This is a genomic window from Streptomyces sp. NPDC007991, assembly GCF_042958445.1.
Classification (GTDB): Bacteria; Actinomycetota; Actinomycetes; order Streptomycetales; family Streptomycetaceae; genus Streptomyces.
In genome coordinates, this window is sequence record NZ_JBIBJD010000001.1 from 386,273 (window position 1) to 405,470 (window position 19,198).

Annotated in this window: 14 protein-coding genes and 1 pseudogene; 7 read left to right on the forward strand and 8 right to left on the reverse strand. The window is 71.4% G+C overall.

Annotated elements, in window-relative coordinates:
* Positions 1–53 precede the first annotated feature (53 nt).
* The 5 genes and pseudogenes from ACFZDA_RS01625 to ACFZDA_RS01645 form a co-directional block, all read right to left on the reverse strand.
* Positions 54–1,358 carry a sugar ABC transporter permease gene (locus tag ACFZDA_RS01625; RefSeq protein WP_391073239.1) on the reverse strand — a complete coding sequence of 435 codons (1,305 nt, stop codon included), beginning with the start codon at positions 1,356–1,358 and terminating at the stop codon, positions 54–56.
* Complete coding sequence (locus tag ACFZDA_RS01630; RefSeq protein ID WP_391073241.1) at positions 1,349–2,128, reverse strand: ATP-binding cassette domain-containing protein; 780 nt, start codon at positions 2,126–2,128, stop codon at positions 1,349–1,351. The genes ACFZDA_RS01625 and ACFZDA_RS01630 overlap by 10 nt, the downstream gene beginning before the upstream one ends.
* A 13-nt stretch (positions 2,129–2,141) precedes the next feature.
* Positions 2,142–3,218, reverse strand: a complete 1,077-nt coding sequence (locus ACFZDA_RS01635; protein ID WP_391073244.1) for a substrate-binding domain-containing protein — start codon at positions 3,216–3,218, stop codon at positions 2,142–2,144.
* 757 nt (positions 3,219–3,975) lie between these two features.
* Positions 3,976–6,498: pseudogene (locus ACFZDA_RS01640) on the reverse strand (SpoIIE family protein phosphatase); the annotation flags it as partial.
* Between the two features lie 321 nt (positions 6,499–6,819).
* The gene (locus ACFZDA_RS01645) at positions 6,820–7,911 is read right to left on the reverse strand and encodes a lytic polysaccharide monooxygenase (protein ID WP_391073246.1); all 1,092 of its coding nucleotides are present in this window, start codon (positions 7,909–7,911) and stop codon (positions 6,820–6,822) included.
* Positions 7,912–8,229: 318 nt separating this feature from the next.
* Here ACFZDA_RS01645 and ACFZDA_RS01650 point away from each other — a divergent pair, with 318 nt between their 5' ends.
* Positions 8,230–8,640 (forward strand): MmpS family transport accessory protein, encoded by a 411-nt coding sequence (locus ACFZDA_RS01650; protein WP_391073249.1) that lies wholly within the window; start codon positions 8,230–8,232, stop codon positions 8,638–8,640.
* Positions 8,641–8,745: 105 nt separating this feature from the next.
* Here ACFZDA_RS01650 and ACFZDA_RS01655 read toward each other — a convergent pair whose 3' ends face one another.
* A complete protein-coding gene (locus ACFZDA_RS01655; protein WP_391073252.1) occupies positions 8,746–9,741 on the reverse strand; it encodes an acetylxylan esterase in 996 nt (331 codons plus the stop codon).
* Between the two features lie 231 nt (positions 9,742–9,972).
* On the opposite strand from ACFZDA_RS01655, the gene ACFZDA_RS01660 reads away from it, so the two are divergent.
* The 3 genes from ACFZDA_RS01660 to ACFZDA_RS01670 are packed head-to-tail and all read left to right on the forward strand — an operon-like array spanning position 9,973 to position 13,530.
* Positions 9,973–10,965, forward strand: a complete 993-nt coding sequence (locus ACFZDA_RS01660) for an ABC transporter permease subunit (protein ID WP_391073255.1) — start codon at positions 9,973–9,975, stop codon at positions 10,963–10,965.
* The gene (locus ACFZDA_RS01665) at positions 10,959–11,831 is read left to right on the forward strand and encodes an ABC transporter permease subunit (RefSeq protein WP_391073258.1); all 873 of its coding nucleotides are present in this window, start codon (positions 10,959–10,961) and stop codon (positions 11,829–11,831) included. Before ACFZDA_RS01660 ends, ACFZDA_RS01665 begins: the two co-directional genes overlap by 7 nt.
* A gap of 43 nt (positions 11,832–11,874) precedes the next feature.
* On the forward strand, positions 11,875–13,530 hold the full coding sequence (locus ACFZDA_RS01670) for an extracellular solute-binding protein (protein WP_391073261.1): 1,656 nt from the start codon (positions 11,875–11,877) through the stop codon (positions 13,528–13,530).
* 101 nt (positions 13,531–13,631) lie between these two features.
* Here the strand turns inward: ACFZDA_RS01670 and ACFZDA_RS01675 are convergent, their stop codons facing one another.
* A complete protein-coding gene (locus ACFZDA_RS01675) occupies positions 13,632–13,856 on the reverse strand; it encodes a hypothetical protein (protein WP_391073263.1) in 225 nt (74 codons plus the stop codon).
* 42 nt (positions 13,857–13,898) lie between these two features.
* Between ACFZDA_RS01675 and ACFZDA_RS01680 the strand changes: the two genes are divergently transcribed.
* The 3 genes from ACFZDA_RS01680 to ACFZDA_RS01690 are packed head-to-tail and all read left to right on the forward strand — an operon-like array spanning position 13,899 to position 16,806.
* The gene (locus ACFZDA_RS01680) at positions 13,899–14,123 is read left to right on the forward strand and encodes a hypothetical protein (protein ID WP_391073266.1); all 225 of its coding nucleotides are present in this window, start codon (positions 13,899–13,901) and stop codon (positions 14,121–14,123) included.
* A complete protein-coding gene (locus tag ACFZDA_RS01685; RefSeq protein ID WP_391073269.1) occupies positions 14,120–14,803 on the forward strand; it encodes a hypothetical protein in 684 nt (227 codons plus the stop codon). The genes ACFZDA_RS01680 and ACFZDA_RS01685 overlap by 4 nt, the downstream gene beginning before the upstream one ends.
* On the forward strand, positions 14,800–16,806 hold the full coding sequence (locus tag ACFZDA_RS01690) for a beta-galactosidase (RefSeq protein WP_391073272.1): 2,007 nt from the start codon (positions 14,800–14,802) through the stop codon (positions 16,804–16,806). The genes ACFZDA_RS01685 and ACFZDA_RS01690 overlap by 4 nt, the downstream gene beginning before the upstream one ends.
* A 6-nt stretch (positions 16,807–16,812) precedes the next feature.
* On the opposite strand, the gene ACFZDA_RS01695 is transcribed toward ACFZDA_RS01690, so the two are convergent.
* The gene (locus tag ACFZDA_RS01695; protein ID WP_391073275.1) at positions 16,813–18,798 is read right to left on the reverse strand and encodes an alpha-glucuronidase; all 1,986 of its coding nucleotides are present in this window, start codon (positions 18,796–18,798) and stop codon (positions 16,813–16,815) included.
* Positions 18,799–19,198: the final 400 nt, after the last annotated feature.

Sequence of the window (19,198 nt, forward strand, 5' to 3'; positions counted from 1 at the left end):
GGAAGACGTCGTCCTGGTCGAAGTCCTCGTCCGCCTCCCGGACGCCGGGCGGCTCAGGGACGCCCCCGTCGGGCCGCCGCGCGTCTGGAGAGCGCGTCGGCCGCGACGGCGGCCAGCAGCACCCCACCCGTGATCATGAACTGGACGGCGTCCTCCACCCCCAGTAGCCCCATGCCCGAGGCGATCGACTGGATGACCAGCACACCGAGCAGCACGGACCAGGGCGAGCCACGACCGCCGAACAGGCTCGTACCGCCGATCACGGCCGCCGCGATCGCGTTGATCAGCAGCATCCCGGAGCCGGCCGCACGGGCCGTCGTGGGGCTCGCCGAGGTCAGACCCGAGGCCACGAACAGCCCGCCGACCGCGGCCAGCGTCCCCGACACCATGAACATCGCGACCCGCACCCGCTCCACGGAGATACCCGCCCGGCGCGCCGCCTCCACCCCGCCGCCGAGCGCGTACACCCGCCGCCCGTACCGCGTACGGCGCAGCACGTAGTCCGAGACGACCAGGACCACCAGGAAGATCAGCAGCGCCAGCGGCAGCCCCTGGAACCGGTTGAGCGTGTAGGCGGCGGTGAAGGCGAGCACCGCGAGGACGCCGGTGCGCACCCAGATCTCGACCGGCGGCCGGTACGGCATCCCGGCGGCCCGCTGCCGGGCGCGCTTGCGGTGGGCGGCCAGGAAGTACCCGGCCGTGCCGAGCGCCGCCACCGCGTAGGCCGCCATGTCGTCACTGAAGTGCCGGCTGGTCAGGGACGCGACCAGGCCCCCCTCGTCGATGTTGATCGTGCCGCTCGCGCCCAGCAGGTAGAGCGTCAGGCCGTTCCAGATCAGCAGCCCCGCGAGGGTCACGACGAAGGCGGGCACGCCGAGCCAGGCGAAGAAGAAACCGTGGAAGGCGCCCACCGCCACGCCCGCGGCGATCGCCACGAGCACCGCGAGCCACTCCGGCATCCCGTGGTTCACGTTCAGCACCGCGAACACGGCGCCCGACAGGCCGCTGACCGAGCCGACCGACAGATCGATCTCCCGGATCAGCAGCACGAACACGATCCCGACGGCGACCAGGCCGGTCCCGACGATGTCCACGCTGAGGTTGGACAGGTTCCGCGGCGAGAGGAACTTGTCGTCCAGCGCCTGGAAGAGGCACCAGATCACGATCAGCCCGGCGATCACCAGGAGCGGCCCGCGCTCGCCGTCCCGCACGCTGCCGCGCAACTCCACGGCATAGCCGCGCAGCGTGCCGGACCAGCCGCGGGTGCGCGGCGCGCGGCCGGGCGCGACCGGCTCGGCGCCGCCGCCCGGCGCGGCCGGCCCGCCGCCGCGGTGCGGCCCGCCCCCGGTCACGGCCACGCCTCCTCGTCGCCCTTCGCGCGGTGCGCCACGGCGTTGTCCGCCGCCCCGGTGACGGAGGAGATGATCTGCTCCTGCGTCACCGTGCTCACGTCGAACAGACCGTTGTTGCGGCCCAGGCGCAGCACGGCGACCCGGTCCGCGACGGCCTTGATGTCGCCCATGTTGTGGCTGATGAGGATGATCGCCATACCGCGGTCGCGCACCTCCTCGATGAGGTCGAGCAGATGGCTGGTCTGCTCGACCCCCAGGGCGGCGGTCGGCTCGTCGAGCAGCAGGACCTTGGGCGCGCCCATGAGCGAACGGGAGATCGCGACGGCCTGCCGCTGCCCGGCGGACAGCTCCGCGAACGGCATGCGCACGTCGGGGATACGGATCGACAGGGCCCGCATCAGGTCGCGGGCCCGGCGCTCCATCTCCACCTCGTCGAGGATGCCCACCCGGTCGATCTCCCGGCCGAGGAAGAGATTGCCCACGACGTCGAGGTTGTCGCACATGGCGAGGTCCTGGTAGACGGTCGCGATGCCCAGGGCGTGGGCGTCGTGCGGGCGTTTGATCTGCACCAGGTGCCCCTCCCACTCGATGACGCCCCGGTCGGCGGGGCTGACGCCCGAGATCACCTTGATCAGCGTGGACTTGCCGGCGCCGTTGTCGCCCGCCAGGGCCACGACCTCGCCGGCCCGGACCTGGAGATCCACGTCCACGAGCGCCTGCACGCCGCCGAACCGCTTGGAGACGCCGCGCAACGCCAGTACGGGCGGATGGGCCACGGGGGTCACCTCCTCACCGGGCGAGCCCGACCCGTTCGCAGGCCGGCCGGAGCTTCGGGGTGCAGATCTGGTCGACGCTGTAGACGCCGTCGCGGACGAGCGTCCGCCCGATGGTCTCGGCCGTCACGGGCACCGGTTCGAGCAGCAACGCCGGCACGTTCCGGGTGGTGGGGCTGTCCACGGTCGTCGTGACGAGGACGCCGATGTCGTTGCCGTGCGCCAGGGCGACGGCCATGGCGGAGGCCGCGTCGGTCTCCTGCCGGAAGGGCTTGTAGACGGTCATGTACTGCTCGCCCTTGACGATGCGCTGCACGGCGTCGAGGTCGGCGTCCTGGCCGGTGACCGGGGGCAACGGCGACATGTGGGCGCTCTTGAGCGCCGCGATGACGCCGGCGGCGATCGAGTCGTTGGCCGCGAGCACCCCGTCGATCTGGTTCGTGCCGAGGGTGCTGATCGCCTCGGACATGTGGTCGTGCGCGTTCTCCGTGCGCCAGCCCAGGGTGTTGTACGACTTGAGGATCCGCACCTTGTGCCGCAGGACGGAGCGTGCGCCGCCCTCGTACCAGGCGGCGTTGGGGCTGGACGGGTCGCCGTTCACCATGACGACACCGCCGCCGTCGGCCCGGGCTCCCATGCCCTTCAGCAGCGCCTCGCCCTGGAGTCGGCCGACTTTGCCGCCGTCGAAACTGACGAAACCCGAGATCGGGCCCTCGGCGAGCCGGTCGTAGGCGATGACCGGGATGCCCGCGCGGTCCGCCGCGCGGACCGAGGAGCGCAGCGCCTTGGGGTCGACGACGTCCAGGATCAGGGCGGACACACCGTTGGTGATCATCGAGTTCATCTGCTGCCGCTGGCTCACCGCGTCGTTCTCCGCGTTGGCGTACACGACCCTGCAGTCAGAGCACAGCTCCTTCACCCGCTTCTCGATCAGGGGCTTGTCGGAATGCTCCCACCGGGGCACCGCGCGGCTCGGCAGCAGCAGCCCGACGGTCAACCCGCCCTTCCCGCCGTCCTCGCTGCAGCCGGCCAGGGCCACGGCCATCACGGCCGCGACGAGCCCGGCCCCCACGCGCCACCTACAGCCCGTCATCCCACCCCTCCCTCCTGGCCCCGGGCCTCGGCCCCGGGGCCGGCGCCGGTCCGGGGGTTGGACCCTGGCCCTCACCGGGGTGCCGGTCGGGGGCTTGGTTCTGGTTTTCGCCGGGGTGCTGGCCGAGGGCTTGGCCCTGGTTTTCGCCGAGGCGCGGGTCCGGGGCTTGGCCCTGGCTGGTGCCGGGGCGCGGGCCCGGGTGTGCGCTCTGGTTCCGGGCGTGGTCACGGTCCACGGCCTGGTCGTGGTCCGGGGTGTGGTCTGTGGTCTGGTTGTGGTCCGGGGTGTGGTCTGAGGTCTGGTCGTGGTCCGGGTTGGGGCGTCCGTTCTGGTTCCGGGCTTGGTCAGGGTCCTGGGCCTGGCTCCCGCCCGGGTCCTGGTGAGGGTCCTGGGCCTGGCTCCCGCCCGGGTCCTGGTGAGGGTCCTGGGCCTGGCTCCCGCCCGGGTCCTGGTCAGGGTCCTTGGCTCGGCTCCCGCCCGGGTCCTGGTCACGGTCCTGGGCCTGGCTCCCGCCCGGGTCCTGGTGAGGGTCCTTGGCTCGGCTCCCGCCCGCGTCCGGGTCACGGTCCTGGGCCTGGCTCCCGCCCGGGTCCTGGTCACGGCCCTGGGCTCGGGTCCGGCTCCGGGCCGGGCCCCTGCCGGTGCGGTCGCGGGTTCGGCCCATGACCCAGTCTCGGCCGCGGCCGAGGCCCCAGCCCCGGGCCGGCTGCCGTTCCTCCGCCGGCGCGGTCGCCGGCTCCGCCCGCGGTGTCGGTTCCGCTTCCGGTTCGCCGTCCGCCTCCGGGCGGGACACGACGATCTCGCTCCACACCTGCTTGCCGCCGCCGACCGGAACCGAGCCCCAGGCCGCCGACACCGCCTCGACCAGGAAGAGCCCGCGGCCGCCGGTCGACTCCCAGTCCACGACCACCGGCTTGGCCGGCGCCCGCGGCGAGGAGTCGCTCACGGTCACCCGCAGCCGGTCCGCGGCCAGGGTCAGGTCCAGCCGCAGCGCCCCCTGCGTGTGCACCAGCGCGTTGGTGACCAGTTCCGACACCACCAGCAGCACGGTGTCGGCCTCGGCCCCGACGTCCCACGAACGCAGCGTGCGCGCGCTGAACCGACGGGCGTGCATCACCGCGTCCGGCAGCCGCCACACCACCCAGCCCGCCCGCACCGGCCGCACCCGCATCCCGTCGTAGCGCAGCAGCAGCAACGCCACGTCGTCCTCCCGGCGCCCGGCCTCGCCCAGCAGGTCGTCGGCCATCCGCCCCGGGTCGGCAGGGTCCGCCGCGGCGAGCAGCTCGCGCACGATCCGCATGCCCTCGTCCACGTCCAGTTCGGCCGACTCGACCAGGCCGTCCGTCACCAGCGCGAGCACCGAGCCGGGCGCCAGCGCCACCGCCGTCAGCGGGAACTCCGCGTCCTCCAGCACGCCCAGCGGAAGCCCGCCCTCGACCGCGATCTCCTCCGTGCCGCCGTCGGGATGACGCACCAGCGGCGACAGATGCCCGGCCCGCACGAACAGCGCGTTGCCCTCCTCCATGTCCAGTTCGACATAGCAGCACGTGGCGAACAGGTCGGTCTCCATGCCGACGAGCAGCCGGTTGGCGTGCGCGACGACCACGTCCGGCGGATGGCCCTCCACGGCGTAGGCCCGGACCGCCGTGCGCATCTGGCCCATGATCGTCGCGGCCCCGGCACTGTGCCCTTGTACATCCCCGATGACCAGGGCGACCTTCCTGTCCGACAGCGCGATCACGTCGTACCAGTCGCCGCCCACCTGAAGCCCGCGCCGGGCGGGCAGATAGCGGGCCACGGCGGTGCCCCCGGGCAACGGGGGGAGCCGGCGCGGCAGCAGGCTGCGCTGGAGCATCGTCGCGAGCTCCTGCTCGGCGTCGTAGGCGTGCGCGCGGATCAGGGCCTGCCCCACCAGCCCCGCGGTCGCCGTCAGCAGGGCCCGCTCCTCGGGCGCGAACTCGTGCGGCGCGTCCCAGCCGACCAGGCACACCCCGGCCACCCTGCTCTTGGCCGGCAGCGGCAGGACCGCGAGCCCGCCGGGGCCGATCCCCGCGAGCCCGGGTTCCAGCGCGGTACCGGCCGGCCACAGGCTCATCCGCCCGTCCCGCAGCGCCGCGTGGAGGGTGGGCAGGGCGGTGACCGGCGCGTCGGGCCACTCCGAGCGCCACTCGGAACGCCACAGCTCCGGCCAGGCCCCGGCACCCGGCGGATCGAGCACGGTGACCGCCAGCCGGTCCTCCAGCAGCTCGGCGAGCGCCACCCGGTCGGCACCCAGCGGCTCGCGCAGCGCGGCGACCACCACACGGCTGACGTCCCGGACCGTCGTCGCGTCGTCGAGCGCGGCCGTCAGCCACTGGATCCGGGCGACATCGCTGGCGCTGCGCCGCAGCACCGGGGCCGCGGTCACCACGCCCAGCACCCGCTCCGGGGCGCCGTCGGGCCCCTTCAGCACCCGGCAGCTCAGGCGCAGCCAGCACAGTTCACCGGTGGCCCGGCGGGTACGGAACTCCAGTTCCCGGCGCCCGGGGGTCTGCGCGGACGGTTCGATGACCGACAGCAGTGCCGGGACGTCCTCCGGGACGCTGTACGAGAGCAGGGTGTCGGTCTTGCCGTCGAAGCCGCCCTCGGGGATGCCGACCAGTTCGAGCAGGGCAGGGTCGGTCTCGACCAGCCCGGTGCCGGGTGTCAGGGCGAAGGAACCCACCCCCAGGGCACGCAGCGCGGAATCCAGCAGGGGCGAGGGGGCGGACCGGTCGGCCTCCCCCCGCAACCGCCCGGAGACGGCCTCGGCGTACCTCTCCAGGAACTCCCGCTGCTCGGTCCCGAACCCCTCCCCGGTCTCTCCCACCACGGCCAGACACCCCAGCCACCCGCCGGCGGCGCCCAGCGGCACCACCCCGAGCGGCGCGCCGGTGACTCCGCCTTCCAGCCGGCCGGCGAGCCACAGCGCCCGCCCGCTCCGGAAGGCCTCGACCACGGCGGACCCGCAGCCCCCCGACACCGCCGCGTAGCCAGGAGCCGGAGTGGCGGAGGTGCCCTCGCCGTGCCGCACCCGGCCCGGCAGCCCGTACTGCTCCGGGTCGGCACCGGCGGTCTCCACCAGCTGGAGCTCCGCACCGTCCTCGCTGCGGACGTACACCGCCGCCAGCGCCGCTCCGGCGAACGCCAGGACCCGCTCCCGCGCGGCGGACTCCGGCGTGGGGCGAGGCGAACCGGAGCCCTCGTTCCCCGGTGCCCGAAGACCGGGGGCCGTGGCCTGGGCTTCGCCGTAATGGGGCATGTCCGCATCCACCTCCCGTCCACGCCGCAGCCTCGGCAGATGGGAGTCCCCGGAACTCAGGCGACGACGACGCGGCGGCTCCACGACCACATGAGCGGCAGGGCACCCACACCTCAGAATCGCATACCTGGATAACACCGACATACGGGATGGGCCAGGGGATCGCCCAAGAGGTCGCCCAGGGGACCGGCAGGCCGGCTCAGCCGAGCACCCGCTGCCGCTGCCGCCGCGTCTCGACGGTCACGCGCGAGCGGGCCCGGCGGCCGGGACTCACCGGCCACCGGGCCCACCCGGAGCGACGGACCCGCCCGGAGCGACGATTCAGCCGACCCGGCAGGGCAGGCTCACCGTACTGTCACCGCCCGAGCCCGAGACGGTGTATCCGAACGTCGTGCTCTTGCCTGGTTCCAGGGAGCCGTTCCAGCCGGCGTTGTGGACCATCACCGACTGGCCGTTGTAGGTGGCGTTGCCGCTCCACAGGCTCTCGATCTTCTGGCCGGACGGCAGCGTCCAGTCGACCATCCAGCCGAGCATCGGGACGGTGCCGGTGTTGGTGACGGTCACCTCGGACTGGTAGCCGCCGTTCCAGTTGCCGGTCGTCTTACGGGTGGCCGTGCAGGTGCCGGGCACCGGCTCCGACGGGGTGCCCGGCTCCTTGATGCCGGTCACCTCGCCGTTGCCGCCGTCGAAGACGACGTCCGAGCAGGAGTAGAAGGTCTCCTGGCTGTCCGAGCGCTGCCAGACCATGTAGATGATGTGGCGGCCCGACTTGCCCTCGGGGAGCTTGCCGTTCCAGGCGTAGTTGGCCTCGACCGTGCCCGGGGAGCCGTTCAGCGGCGGGTGGTCGACGCTCAGGAACGGCCGCTCCTCCATGTCGTTCCAGGTGAGCGTCTTGGTCGGGTCGAAGCCGTCCTTGGTGATGTAGACGTAGAACCAGCCCGGGTGCGCCGCCCAGGCGTTGTACGAGAAGTCGACCGTCGCGCCCGAGGTCAGGTGGGTGAGCGGCCAGTCCTTGCTGGGCGTGTTGAACCCGGTGAAGTTGGTGTTGCCGCCGCTGCACAGCTCGCCGTCCGGTACGAAGCCCCGGGTGCGGCCGGCGCCGTCCGAGCGGAGCACCGAGAACCAGTTGTAGAACGGCGTGGTGCCGCTGACCTGCTGCGCGGCCCGGCACGCCGGGTTGACCGGCTTGATCTCGCCGGTGTCGGTCAGACCGTCCTGCCAGCACAGGAAGGTGCGGCTGCCGGGCTTCATCGGGGTGCCGTGCGCCTCCGCCTCACCGCCGGCCGTCATGACCAGGCCGAGGGCCGGCACGGTGACGAGGAGGGAGAGCAGGACCAGGAAGAAGGCTCTGGCCCGGGCGGGGGGTGCTGATCGGGGCCTCGGGGATGCCTCCGGAATTCTTGTCAGGATCATGACAGCATCGTCCGTTCCTTGGGGGTACGGGCCTGCGGATGCGTGTGCGGGGGTGCGCGGGGTGGGGGCGACTCGAGGGCGGGTTCCGGTCCACCGTTATGGGAGCGCTCCCACCCCGCTGCTGCGGAAGTTAGCGCCGGACGGCGCAGTTGTAAACGGCTCCGGCGCAAGAGCGTCGGTCAGGACGGGCGGGTGTACGGGGCAGCGCATGCGGCCTCACCGTCGCCTGACGAACTCGCGTCGCGCCTTATGGAGTTGACTTTGCCTCCCCCTCACGGTTGGCTGCCGATCCGACCTTCACGATCCGGGGGGATCCCTTTGAACCGCACCATCCGTGCAGCCCTCTGCGCCTTCGCCGCCGCCGGTCTGGCGTTCGGTCTCAGCTCCTGCTCCGAGGCGGTCGACGAGGTCGACAAGGCAGTGGACGAAACGTACGAAGTCACCTACGAGGTCACGGGGAAGAACGTCGACTCGATCGAGTTCCACGGCGGCGGCGGCAAGGCCATGAAGCCGAAGATCGAGTCGGTGTCGAAGCCCGAACTGCCCTGGAGGAAGACGGTCACGCTGCGCGGCATCATGCCCGCGGCGGTCATGCCGGTCGCCGCAGACCCCGAAGGCGCCCAGATCACCTGCAAGATCATCCACAAGGGCAAGGTGATCGAGGAGCAGAGTGCCGATGGTCTGGTGACCGCCGGCGGCTGCACCGCGCAGTCCCCGATCGGAAAGTAGCCCCGAGTCGCGAGGACGCTGGGCGGCCCGGCGTCCCACACCCTTAGTTCCGGCCGGACCGCGGGCCTTCGAACCGCTGACGGTGACCGCAGTACCGCGCGTCCATCACCCCGGGTCGCCCAAGACCTTCCGCAACCAGACCAGTTGACGCCGCACCTGCACCGCGTCACCCCCCTCGTGCCCGTTGAACGGATACGCGTGGATCTCCTTGCGCGCCTCGGCGCCGGTCAGTTCGGCGTAGCGGTTGAACGCGGCGTACGCCCCGCTCGGCGGACACACCGTGTCCCGCAGTCCCACGCCGAAGTGGGCCGGGGCCTGCGCGCGACGGGCGAAGGAGACGCCCTCGACGTAGGAGAGGGTGCGGTAGGCGTCGTGCTCGGCGCCCCGGTGGACGGCGAGGTAGCCGGCGATCTCCCCGTACGGCCCCTGGTCCGTGAGGTCGAGCGCGCGGCGGATGCCGCACAGCAGCGGGGCGGTGACGAGCAGCGCCGCCAGGCCGGGGACGAGCCCCGCGACCGCCAGAGCCAGCCCGCCGCCCTGGCTGTTGCCGACGGCGACGGTCCGCGCGGGGTCGACGCCGGGCAGTTCCCGCACCGCCGTGACGGCGCGTACGGCGTCGGTGATCAGACGGCGGTAGTGGTAGTCCTCGGGTGAGAGCAGGCCGCGTACCGCCGGTCCGGGCCCGCCCGGTGCGGTGGCGTGCGGATCGGGCGTGTCACCGCCGCACCCGTACGCGTCGCCCTGGCCGCGGTTGTCCATGAGCAGGTGCGCGTACCCGGCGTTGACCCAGGTGAGGCGTTCGTGGGGGAGGCCCCGGCCGCGCCCGTACCCGGCGAACTCCACGACGGCGGGCAGGGGTTCGTCCACCCCGGCGGGTCTGCTGAACCAGGCACGCACCGGGTCGCCCGCGAAGCCCCGGAACGCCACGTCCCAGGTCCGGATCAGCCGGAGCCCCGTCTCCACCGGCCGCACCGACAGCAGCGGGTCCGCCTGGCCGGCCTCCGTCAGCGTGCGCAGCCAGAACGCGTCGAAGTCGGCGGGCTCCCCGATGTCCGGGCGGTGACGCTCCAGTTCCGTCAGCGGAAGGTCGAACGCGGGCACGGCGGCACCTCGCAGGAGTCGGTGATCATCCAGAAAGTTGCGACGGGCACAGGCGGCAGGCCTCTGGTCCCTACCCAGGTTCGACGCGATTCCAACGCGGCACACACGCCCCAGCCGACTGCCGCTGCACCCATTGACAGCGCTTTCTGCTGCCCTTAGGTTGCCGCGAAGTTACCGGTAAGAGGTCGAAAGTTTCGGTTCCGCGTCCCATGCCCACGGGAGGCCCGAGCAATGAGCACGTCCACCACATCGGCCCCGCCGGGCACCGAGGATCCGCCTGGGGCCAGAGCCGCACCCCGACGCGGCAAGCGGGACCCCGCCCGGACCGGCTGGCGGCGGGCACTGCGCCGCGACTGGCAGTTGTACTCGCTGGCGGTCCTGCCGCTGCTGTTCTTCCTGGTCTTCCGCTATCTGCCGATGATCGGCAACGTCATCGCCTTCCGGCGCTTCGAGCCGGGCGGGTCGATCTTCGGCGAGGACTGGGTCGGGCTGCGCTACGTCCAGATGTTCCTCAACGACCCCACCTTCTGGCAGGTGTTCCGCAACACCCTGTGGATCGGCGGGCTCACGCTGCTGTTCTGCTTCCCGGTCCCGATCGTGCTGGCGCTGCTGCTCAACGAGGTGCGCCGGCGCTCCCTGAAGCGGTTCGTGCAGTCGGTGTCGTACCTTCCGCACTTCCTGTCGATCGTGATCGTCGCGGGCATCACCATGCAGATGCTGGCGAGCGACGGCCCCGTCAACCACATCCTGGGCTGGTTCGGCCACGAACCGATCCGCTTCATCCAGGAACCCGAGTGGTTCCGCACGATCTACGTCGGCTCGGAGATCTGGCAGACCGCAGGCTGGGGCACGATCCTCTACCTCGCCGCCCTCACCACGATCGACGAGGACCTGTACGAGGCCGCCCGCATCGACGGCGCCAACCGCTGGCAGCAGATCTGGCACGTCACCCTGCCCGGCATCCGGCCCACCATGGTCACGCTGCTGATCCTCAACATCGGCACGTTCATGGCGGTCGGCTTCGAGAAGGTCCTGCTGCTGTACAACCCGCTGACGTACCCGACCGCCGACGTGGTCTCGACGTACGTCTACCGGTCCGGCGTGGAGTCCAACAGCTTCAGCTACGCCGCCGCCATCGGACTGTTCGAGGCGATCATCGGCCTGGTCCTCATCACGTCCGCCAACCAGCTCTCGCGCCGCACAGTGGGGACGAGCCTGTGGTGAAGCCGAGTCGTTCCTACCGGGTCTTCCAGGGGATCAACGGGGTGGTGCTCACCCTCGTCGTGCTGGTGACCCTGTACCCCTTCGTCAACATCCTCGCCCGGTCCTTCAGCGGGGAGCGGCAGATCCGGGCCGGTGAGGTGACCCTGCTGCCCAAGGGGTTCAACCTCACCACGTACCAGATCGTTTTCCAGGACTCGATGTTCTGGCGGAACTACGGCAACACCGTGCTCTACACGGTCGTGGCGACGGCCGTGGCCATGGTGCTGACGACGTGTTACGCCTACGTGCTGTCGAAGAAGCACCTCAAGGGCCGTGGCCTGCTCGTCGGCATCGCCGTGTTCACCATGTTCTTCACCGGCGGTCTGATCCCGAACTACATCCTGGTCACCAGTCTCGGTCTGAAGAACAGCGTCTGGGCGATCGCCCTGCCGAACGCGATCAGCGTCTTCAACCTCCTGATCATGAAGGCCTTCTTCGAGAGCCTGCCGACCGAACTGGAGGAGGCCGCGCAGATCGACGGCCTCAGCACGTACGGCATCCTGCTGCGGATCGTCCTGCCGCTGTCGAAGGCAGTCGTCGCGACGATGGTGCTGTTCCACTCGGTGTCCTTCTGGAACTCCTGGTTCAGCGCCTTCCTCTACATGGACCGGACGGATCTGATGCCGGTCACCGTCTACCTCCGCAACCTCATCCAGGGCGCCACAGGCGGCGGCAACGCCGGCGCGGGCACCGAGCAGCTCAGCCAGGTCGGCGCGAACATCCAGTCGGTGACCATCGTGCTCACCGCCCTGCCGATCCTCTGCGTGTACCCGTTCGTCCAGCGCTACTTCGTCTCGGGCGTGATGCTCGGCGCGGTCAAGGGCTGACGCCGCCGCCTGTTCAACTCGCCTACGGAACAAAGGAGTCTCCGTGCAGAACGCAGGACAGCTCTCGCGGCGCCAGGTACTCGCCGCCGCCGGGTTCATCGGCCTCGCCACCCTCACCGGCTGCGGCAGCGGAGACGACGGCGGGGACGGCAAGGACCTGTCCAGGAAACGACACGGGGCGATGAAGAACTACCGGGCCGGGCAGCAGTTCAAGGCCGCCAAGCCGCTGTCCTTCTCGGTGCTGCACAACAACAACCCGGTCTACCCCATGAAGGACGGCTGGCTGTTCTGGAAGGAGCTCACCAAGCGCACCGGCGTCACCCTCAAGCCCGTCGACGTCCCGCTGGCCGACTACGAGAAGAAGCGCAGCGTCCTCATCGGGGCCGGCGACGCCCCGTTCCTCATCCCGAAGACGTACCACCCCTCCGAGGTCGCCTTCGTCTCCTCCGGCGCGATCCTCCCGGTGAGCGACTACGTGCATCTGATGCCCAACTTCCGCGACAAGGTGCGCAAGTGGAAGCTGGAGCCCGAGCTGGACGCCATCCGCCAGTCCGACGGCAAGTACTACCTGCTGCCCGGCCTGCACGAGAAGGCCAAGGCCGGCTACTCGCTGTCCTTTCGCACGGACGTCCTCGACAAGCACGGCCTGACCCTGCCCACCACCTGGGACGAGGTGCACGACGTCCTCAAGGCCCTCAAGGAGGAGTACCCCCGCACGTACCCCTTCTCCGACCGCTGGAGCACCAACACCCCGTTCCCCTGCGGCGCCCTGTTCGGCTACCTCGGCCAGGCCTTCGGCGTCCGGGCCGGCTGGTCGTACGACAACATCAGCTTCGACCACCAGGCGCAGAAGTTCGTCTTCACCGGCGCCCAGGACGGCTACCGCCAGATGGTCGAGTACCTGCGCGGACTCGTCTCCGACAAGCTCCTGGACCCCGAGAGCTTCAGCCAGACCGACGACCAGGCCGTGCAGAAGCTCCTCGCCGAGAAGTCCTACGCGATCAGCGCCAACCCCCAGGAGCTGGTGCAGAACTACCGGTACAACCTGGAGAAGCAGGTCGACGGGGCCCGGATCGAGATGGTCCCCGTGCCCGTTGGACCGGCCGGCCCGGTCGTGCTCGGCGGCACCCGGCTGGAAAACGGGGTCATGGTCTCCAGCAAGGCCCTCAAGAGCGACAGCTTCGTCGCGATGATGCAGTTCCTCGACTGGCTCTGGTACTCGGACGAGGGCCAGAAGTTCTGCAAGTGGGGCGTCGAGGGCGTCACCTACACCGAGTCGGGCGGCCGGCCCGCGGTGAAGCCCGGCATCTCCCTGATGGGCTCCGACCCGGACGCCCCGAAGGACCTCCAGAAGGACTACGGCTTCTTCAACGGCGTCTTCACCTACGGCGGCAGCTGGGCCCTGGTCTCCTCCTCGTTCAGCCCGGACGAGAAGAAGTTCCAGGACGCCATGACCCAGCGACGGCAACTGCCCCTCGACCCGCCACACCCGCTCCAGTCCTTCGAGCAGGAACAGGCGACCCTCTGGGACACCCCGCTCAAGGACACCGTCATCCAGAACACCCTCAAGTTCGTCCTCGGCAAACGGCCCATGTCCGAATGGAACGCCTACCTCGCCGAACTGAAGTCGAAGAACATGCAGCAACTCGTCGACCTGCACAACAAGGCCCACGATCGGTTCAAGAAGGAGAACGGGTGATCCGCGTCCCCGACGCGCCGAACCTCCGGCTGACCGACGCCCGACACCACCACGCCGACACCGGCCACCACGACCCCGGCCCGCGTCGCGGTTACCAGGGCTCAGCCGAGCGGGCGTGCGCCGGTGGTGTCGGCGGTGTCGTCTTCGGCCTGTGCCGTGGCTGCGGGGAGTCGGCCGAGCGCGTGGTTTCTGGTGGGTGGTGGGTCGTTGGTGTCGGTCGTGTTGTCTTCGCCGTGTGCCATGGCTGCCGGGACCGGGCCGAGCCCGTGGTCCATGGCCGGTGGTCGGCCGCCGACGTCGATCGTGTCGTCTTCGGCTCGCGCCACGGCTCTCAGGGCTCGGCCGAGCGCGCAGGCTCCGAAGGGTGCTTGGCCGCCGGTGCCGGCCGTGTCGTCCTGGCACCGCGTCGCGACTGCCGGGAGTCGACCAGGCCCGCACACTCACACCGGCGGTCGACCACCGGCGCCGGCCGTGTCGTCCCGCCCCGGGCCCTGAGCCGCCATGAGGTCACCCTCGTCGAGTTCGCCCCGGCCGGCGACGAGGACCGGCCCTGGTCGGACGCGCGGCGCCTGCCCGGCCGGGAGGCGGCATGAGTACCGTCCGCACCTCCGGCTTCGGTACCGGAGCCCTCTCCCGCGCCTCCGCCCTGGTCCACACCGTCCTCACCGTCGAGGCTCTGCTGCTCCTCGCCGCCTCCCCGGGCCTGGCCGGACTGCTCCTGCTCGGCCCCGACCCCGCCAACCTCCCCCTCGCGGCCCTCTGCCTGCTGCCCCTCGGACCGGCCCTGTCCGCCGCGCTCTACGCCCTCCACCACCGCAGCCGCGATCTCACCGAGCTGCGTCCGGCCCGCGCCTTCCTGCGCGGCTGGCGGCTCAACGCCGTACCGGCGCTGAAGCTGTGGGCGCCGCTGCTGGCCTGGCTGACCATCATCGCCTTCAGCCTCACCCACTTCTCCGCCACCGGCCTGCCCGGCTGGTGGGCGGTGCTGCTCGCGGTGATCGGCGCCGGCTCCCTCCTGTGGGGCGCGCACGCCCTCGTCCTCACCTCGCTGTTCGCCTTCCGTGCCCGGGACACCGCCCGCCTCGCCGGGTACTTCCTGTTCCGGCACGGCCGCGCCACCCTCGCCGCGGCCTGCCTGCTCGTCCTGGCGGCAGCGATGACAGCCCTGCTGACCGAGGCCCTGCCCGCCCTGCTGGCGGCCCCGCTGCTGCTGTCCCTGCTGCACGGCAGCCGCACGGTGATCACCGAGACCCACGAGGAGTTCACGGCATGACCGCGCCGCGCACGCCGAAGATCCCCTACGGCGGTGACTACAACCCCGAGCAGTGGCCCGAGACCGTCTGGGACGACGACCACCGCCTGTTCACCCGGGCCGGCATCGACACCCTCACCGTCGGCGTGTTCACCTGGTCCCTCACCCAGCCGGCCCCGGACACCTACGACTTCACGATCCTGGACCGCACCCTGGACAGGGCCGCCGCCGAGGGACGCAAGATCTGTCTGGCCACCGGCACCGCCGCACTCCCGCCCTGGCTCGCCAAGCGGCACCCCGAGGTCAACCGCACCGACTTCGAGGGACGCCGCCACCGCTACGGCCAGCGCCACAACTTCTGCCCCAGCTCACCGGCGTACCGCGACCATGCCACCGCGCTGGCCTCCCGCCTCGCCGAGCGGTACGCCGACCACCCCGCCCTGCTCGCCTGGCACATCAACAACGAGTACGGCGGCGCCTGCTACTGCGAGCTGTGCGCCGAGGCGTTCCGTCAGTGGCTCCGGGACCGGCACGGCAGCCTCGACGCCCTCAACGACGCCTGGTGGAGCACCTTCTGGTCGCACCGCTACACCGACTGGGACCAGATCGAGCCGCCCAGCGCCCTCACCGAGCACTGGCGCGGCCCCGACCACACCGCCTTCCAGGGCATCACCCTCGACTGGTTCCGCTTCACCACCGACGCCCTCCTCGGCTGCTTCCTGGCCGAGAAGGAGGTGATCCGCGCCCATGACCCGGACACCCCCGTCACCACCAACTTCATGGGCACCTTTCGCCCCCTCGACTACCACCGCTGGGCGCCCCACCTCGACTTCGCCTCCTGGGACAACTACCCGCCCCTGGACGCCCCTCCGACCCGGCCCGCCCTGGCCCACGACCTGATGCGCGGCCTGAAGGACGGCGCACCCTTCTGGCTGATGGAGCAGACGCCTTCGACGACGGCCTGCCGGGACGTCAACCCGCTCCGGCGGCCCGGCGAACTCCGCCTCGCCACCTTCCAGGCCATCGCCCACGGCGCGGACGCCGCCCTCTACTTCCAGATGCGCGCCTCACGGGGCGCCTGCGAGAAGTACCACGGGGCCGTCATCGGCCACGCGGGCCGCGACGACACCCGCGTCTTCCGTGAAGTCGCCGAACTGGGGCGGGAGTTGGAGGCCCTCGGCGGCCGGACCCTCGGCGCCCGCACGCCGGCCCGCACCGCCCTCCTCTTCGACTGGGACAGCTGGTGGGCCCTGGAGATCTCCGACGGCCCGTCCCGGCTGGTCAAGTACCCGGACGTGGCGCACGCCTACTACCGGGCCGCCCGCGAGGCCGGCGCCGACGTGGACGTGATCCCGCAGTCCGCCGACCTCACGCCCTACGACGTGGTGCTCGCCCCCGCCCTCCACATGATCAAGGGTGACCTCGCCACCCGCCTCGAAGAAGTGGCCGCACGCGGCGGCACGGTCCTGGCCACGTTCCTCTCCGGCCGCGTCGACGCCCACGACCGGGCCTTCCTCTCGGACGTCCCCGGCCCGCTCGCGCCGCTGATGGGCATCCGCGTGGACGAATGGGACGCCCGCCCACCGGAGTTCACCCAGCCGGTCCCCGAACTGCCGGCCGAGGCACGGCTGGTCTTCGAGATCGTGCTGCCACGCGGCGCCCAACCGGTCGCCACCTACGGCACCGACTTCTACGCGGGCACTCCGGCCGTCACCCGCAACCCGTACGGCGACGGCGAGGGCTGGTACGTCGCCACCGCCCTCGACCAGCCGGGTGTCGACGAGGTCGTGCGCCGGATCCTGACCCGCCACGACCTGCTCGGCCCCTACGCGGGCCACCCCACGGTGGAGACGGCGACCCGGGTCGCCCCCGACGGCACCCGCCTGCTCTTCCTCCTCAACCACGCCCCCGAACCGGCCCGCCTGACCGCCCACACCACCGCCACCGACCTGCTCACCGGCAAGCGGGTGGAGCGGGGCGACCCCCTGGTCCTCGACCCCCTGGGCGTCGCGATCCTTCAATGAAGCCCTTCAGTAGATCTGCCGCCCCCGCTCGTCCGGCACCCCCGACTTGCGGAAGAAGTAGCTGTTGATCTGGTCGCGCCACTCGCGGGCGCTGCGGAGCTGCTCCTCGTACCGCTCCGCCACCCGCGCGTGGCGCGCCGGGTCCACCAGCCCGGCCAGAGAGGCCCACACCTCCCGGGCCTCCTCGACCTCCTCCACGCCCTCGAAGTGCGTGTCGTAGATGTGCTGGATCACGGTCGTCCCGCTGTTCAGCGGATGCCCGTACGGCACATGGTGGAAGAACAGCAGCAGCTCGTCGGGGCAGGTGTCCGGCGACTCGTACAGCTCGGCCCACGGCTTGGCGTACTGCCCGGCGTACCCGGTCCCGGTCGCCACGCTGCGGTCGACGCCGATGCCGTCCCGGTCCGCGAAGTGGTAGGTGCCCCACGGGCTGTACTCGTACCCGTCGACGCTCGGCCCGTAGTGATGGCCCGGCTGCACCATCCATCCCACGCCGAGCGGAGCGGTGTACTTCTCGTACGTCCGCCACGAGCCGTCGAGCACCGCGTGCAGCCCCTCGGACAGGCGCTTGGGGGCCTCGGGGAAGGTGAGCCCGATCCACTCGTCGAGCACCGCACGCGGCTCGGCGTCCGGCCGCCAGGCCAGCCGCCCGAAGGTGTACAGGTTGGCCTGGGCGAGGGGATGCCCCGTCCAGAAGGGGTCGTCGCCGACGTTGGACACCGCGACGAGCCCGCCCCTTGCCGACTCGCCGACGGACACCCCCTGCTCAGGGCGGAACCGCAGCACCTCACTCCACATCGGCCCCAGCCAGCAGACGTGCCGCTGCTGCCCGGTGTACTCCTGGGTCGCCTGCAGCTCCACCGCCAGCCGGGTGCCCGGCATCGCCCCGATCAGCGGCGAGACCGGCTCGCGCACCTGGAAGTCCATCGGCCCGTGCTTCACCTGCAGCACGGCGTCGGCCGCGAACTCGCCGTCCAGCGGCACGAAATGGTCGTACGCGGCCCGGGCCCGGTCCGTCGTACGGTCCCGCCAGTCCTGGCGGTGGTCGTAGACGAACGCCCGCCAGTGCACGGTACCGCCGTACCGCCCCACCGCGGCGGCCAGCATGTTCGCCCCGTCGGCGTGACTGCGGCCGTACGCGAACGGGCCCGGCTGGCCCTCCGAGTCGGCCTTCACCACGTATCCGCCGAAGTCGGGGATCGCCTCGTACACCCGCCGCGTCGCCTCGGCCCACCAGCCGCGCACGGCCTCGTCCAGCGGATCGGCCGTGGGCAGCCCGCCGAGCAGCACCGGCGCGGCGAAGGACACGGACAGATGGGTGCGGATGCCGTAGGGCCGCAGCGCATCGGCGATCGCGGCCACGTCACCGATCCGGTCGGTCAGCAGACGCGCCTCGGTCGCGTGGACGTTGACGTTGTTGACGGAGAGCGCGTTGATCCCGCACGCCGCGAGCAGCCTGCCGTACGCCCGCACCCGCTCCAGGTCGCCGCGCGCCCGTCCGTCCTCCCAGAACAGCGAGCCGCCCGCGTACCCGCGCTCCACCTGGCCCATGACCGGGTGCACGGCGACGTTGTCCCAGTGGTCGAGCATGCGCAGGGCGAGCGCGGGGCGATGGATCTGCCGCGCCCACGCACCGGTGAACGCCGCCTCACCGAGGCGTACGACGTGGAACAGGCCGTACAGCAGCCCGCGTCCGCCGGACGCGGTGACGGTCGTCGTGCCGCCGTCGCGCGCGCAGCTGAAGCCCTCTTCCCCGAGGCCCTCGTCATCGACGAGGCGGAGAACCAGGTCGTGACCACCGTCCGACGCGGCATCCCGCACGACCCGGCCCCCGAACCGCCGGCAGGCCTGAGCCACCTCCCCGTGCACCGTCTCCGCCGGCGGACCCGATCCACGGATCAGCGTCCGCCGGCCGCCGACCGCCCGGAAGGCCGCGGGCGGCAGCCAGGCCGGGTCGACACCCTCGGGCAGAACGGGCACGGGAAGCGGCATAAACCCCCCCAACTCGGCTGCTCAGGCGAGCAGCGACCTCCGCCAGGGCGCCCTCGCCGTCGAGGGCCAGGCGGTACGTGTCGTACGTACCCGGTGACCTCACGCTGAACGCGCGTGTCTGCCGGAGCTTTCCGTTGCGTCGGCGGGTACCCTTCATGCGCGGTGGACAACGTTGTCAATTACGATGCGCAGGGACCGGCAGCCGCCCAAGCGTCAGGCAGCGTCAAGGGTGTTGTTGTGGCATTCGGGGGTGATGACCGGGATTTTTCCGCCGAGGGGCAGACAGGCCGCTCGGCTTTCCGCGAGGTCTCAACTCGGATAAGACCCATGGTCAACCCTGTGTTCGATCTTGATCCCCTGTGGGGAAGTGGACTATACCTGTCGCACGCTTCACACGATC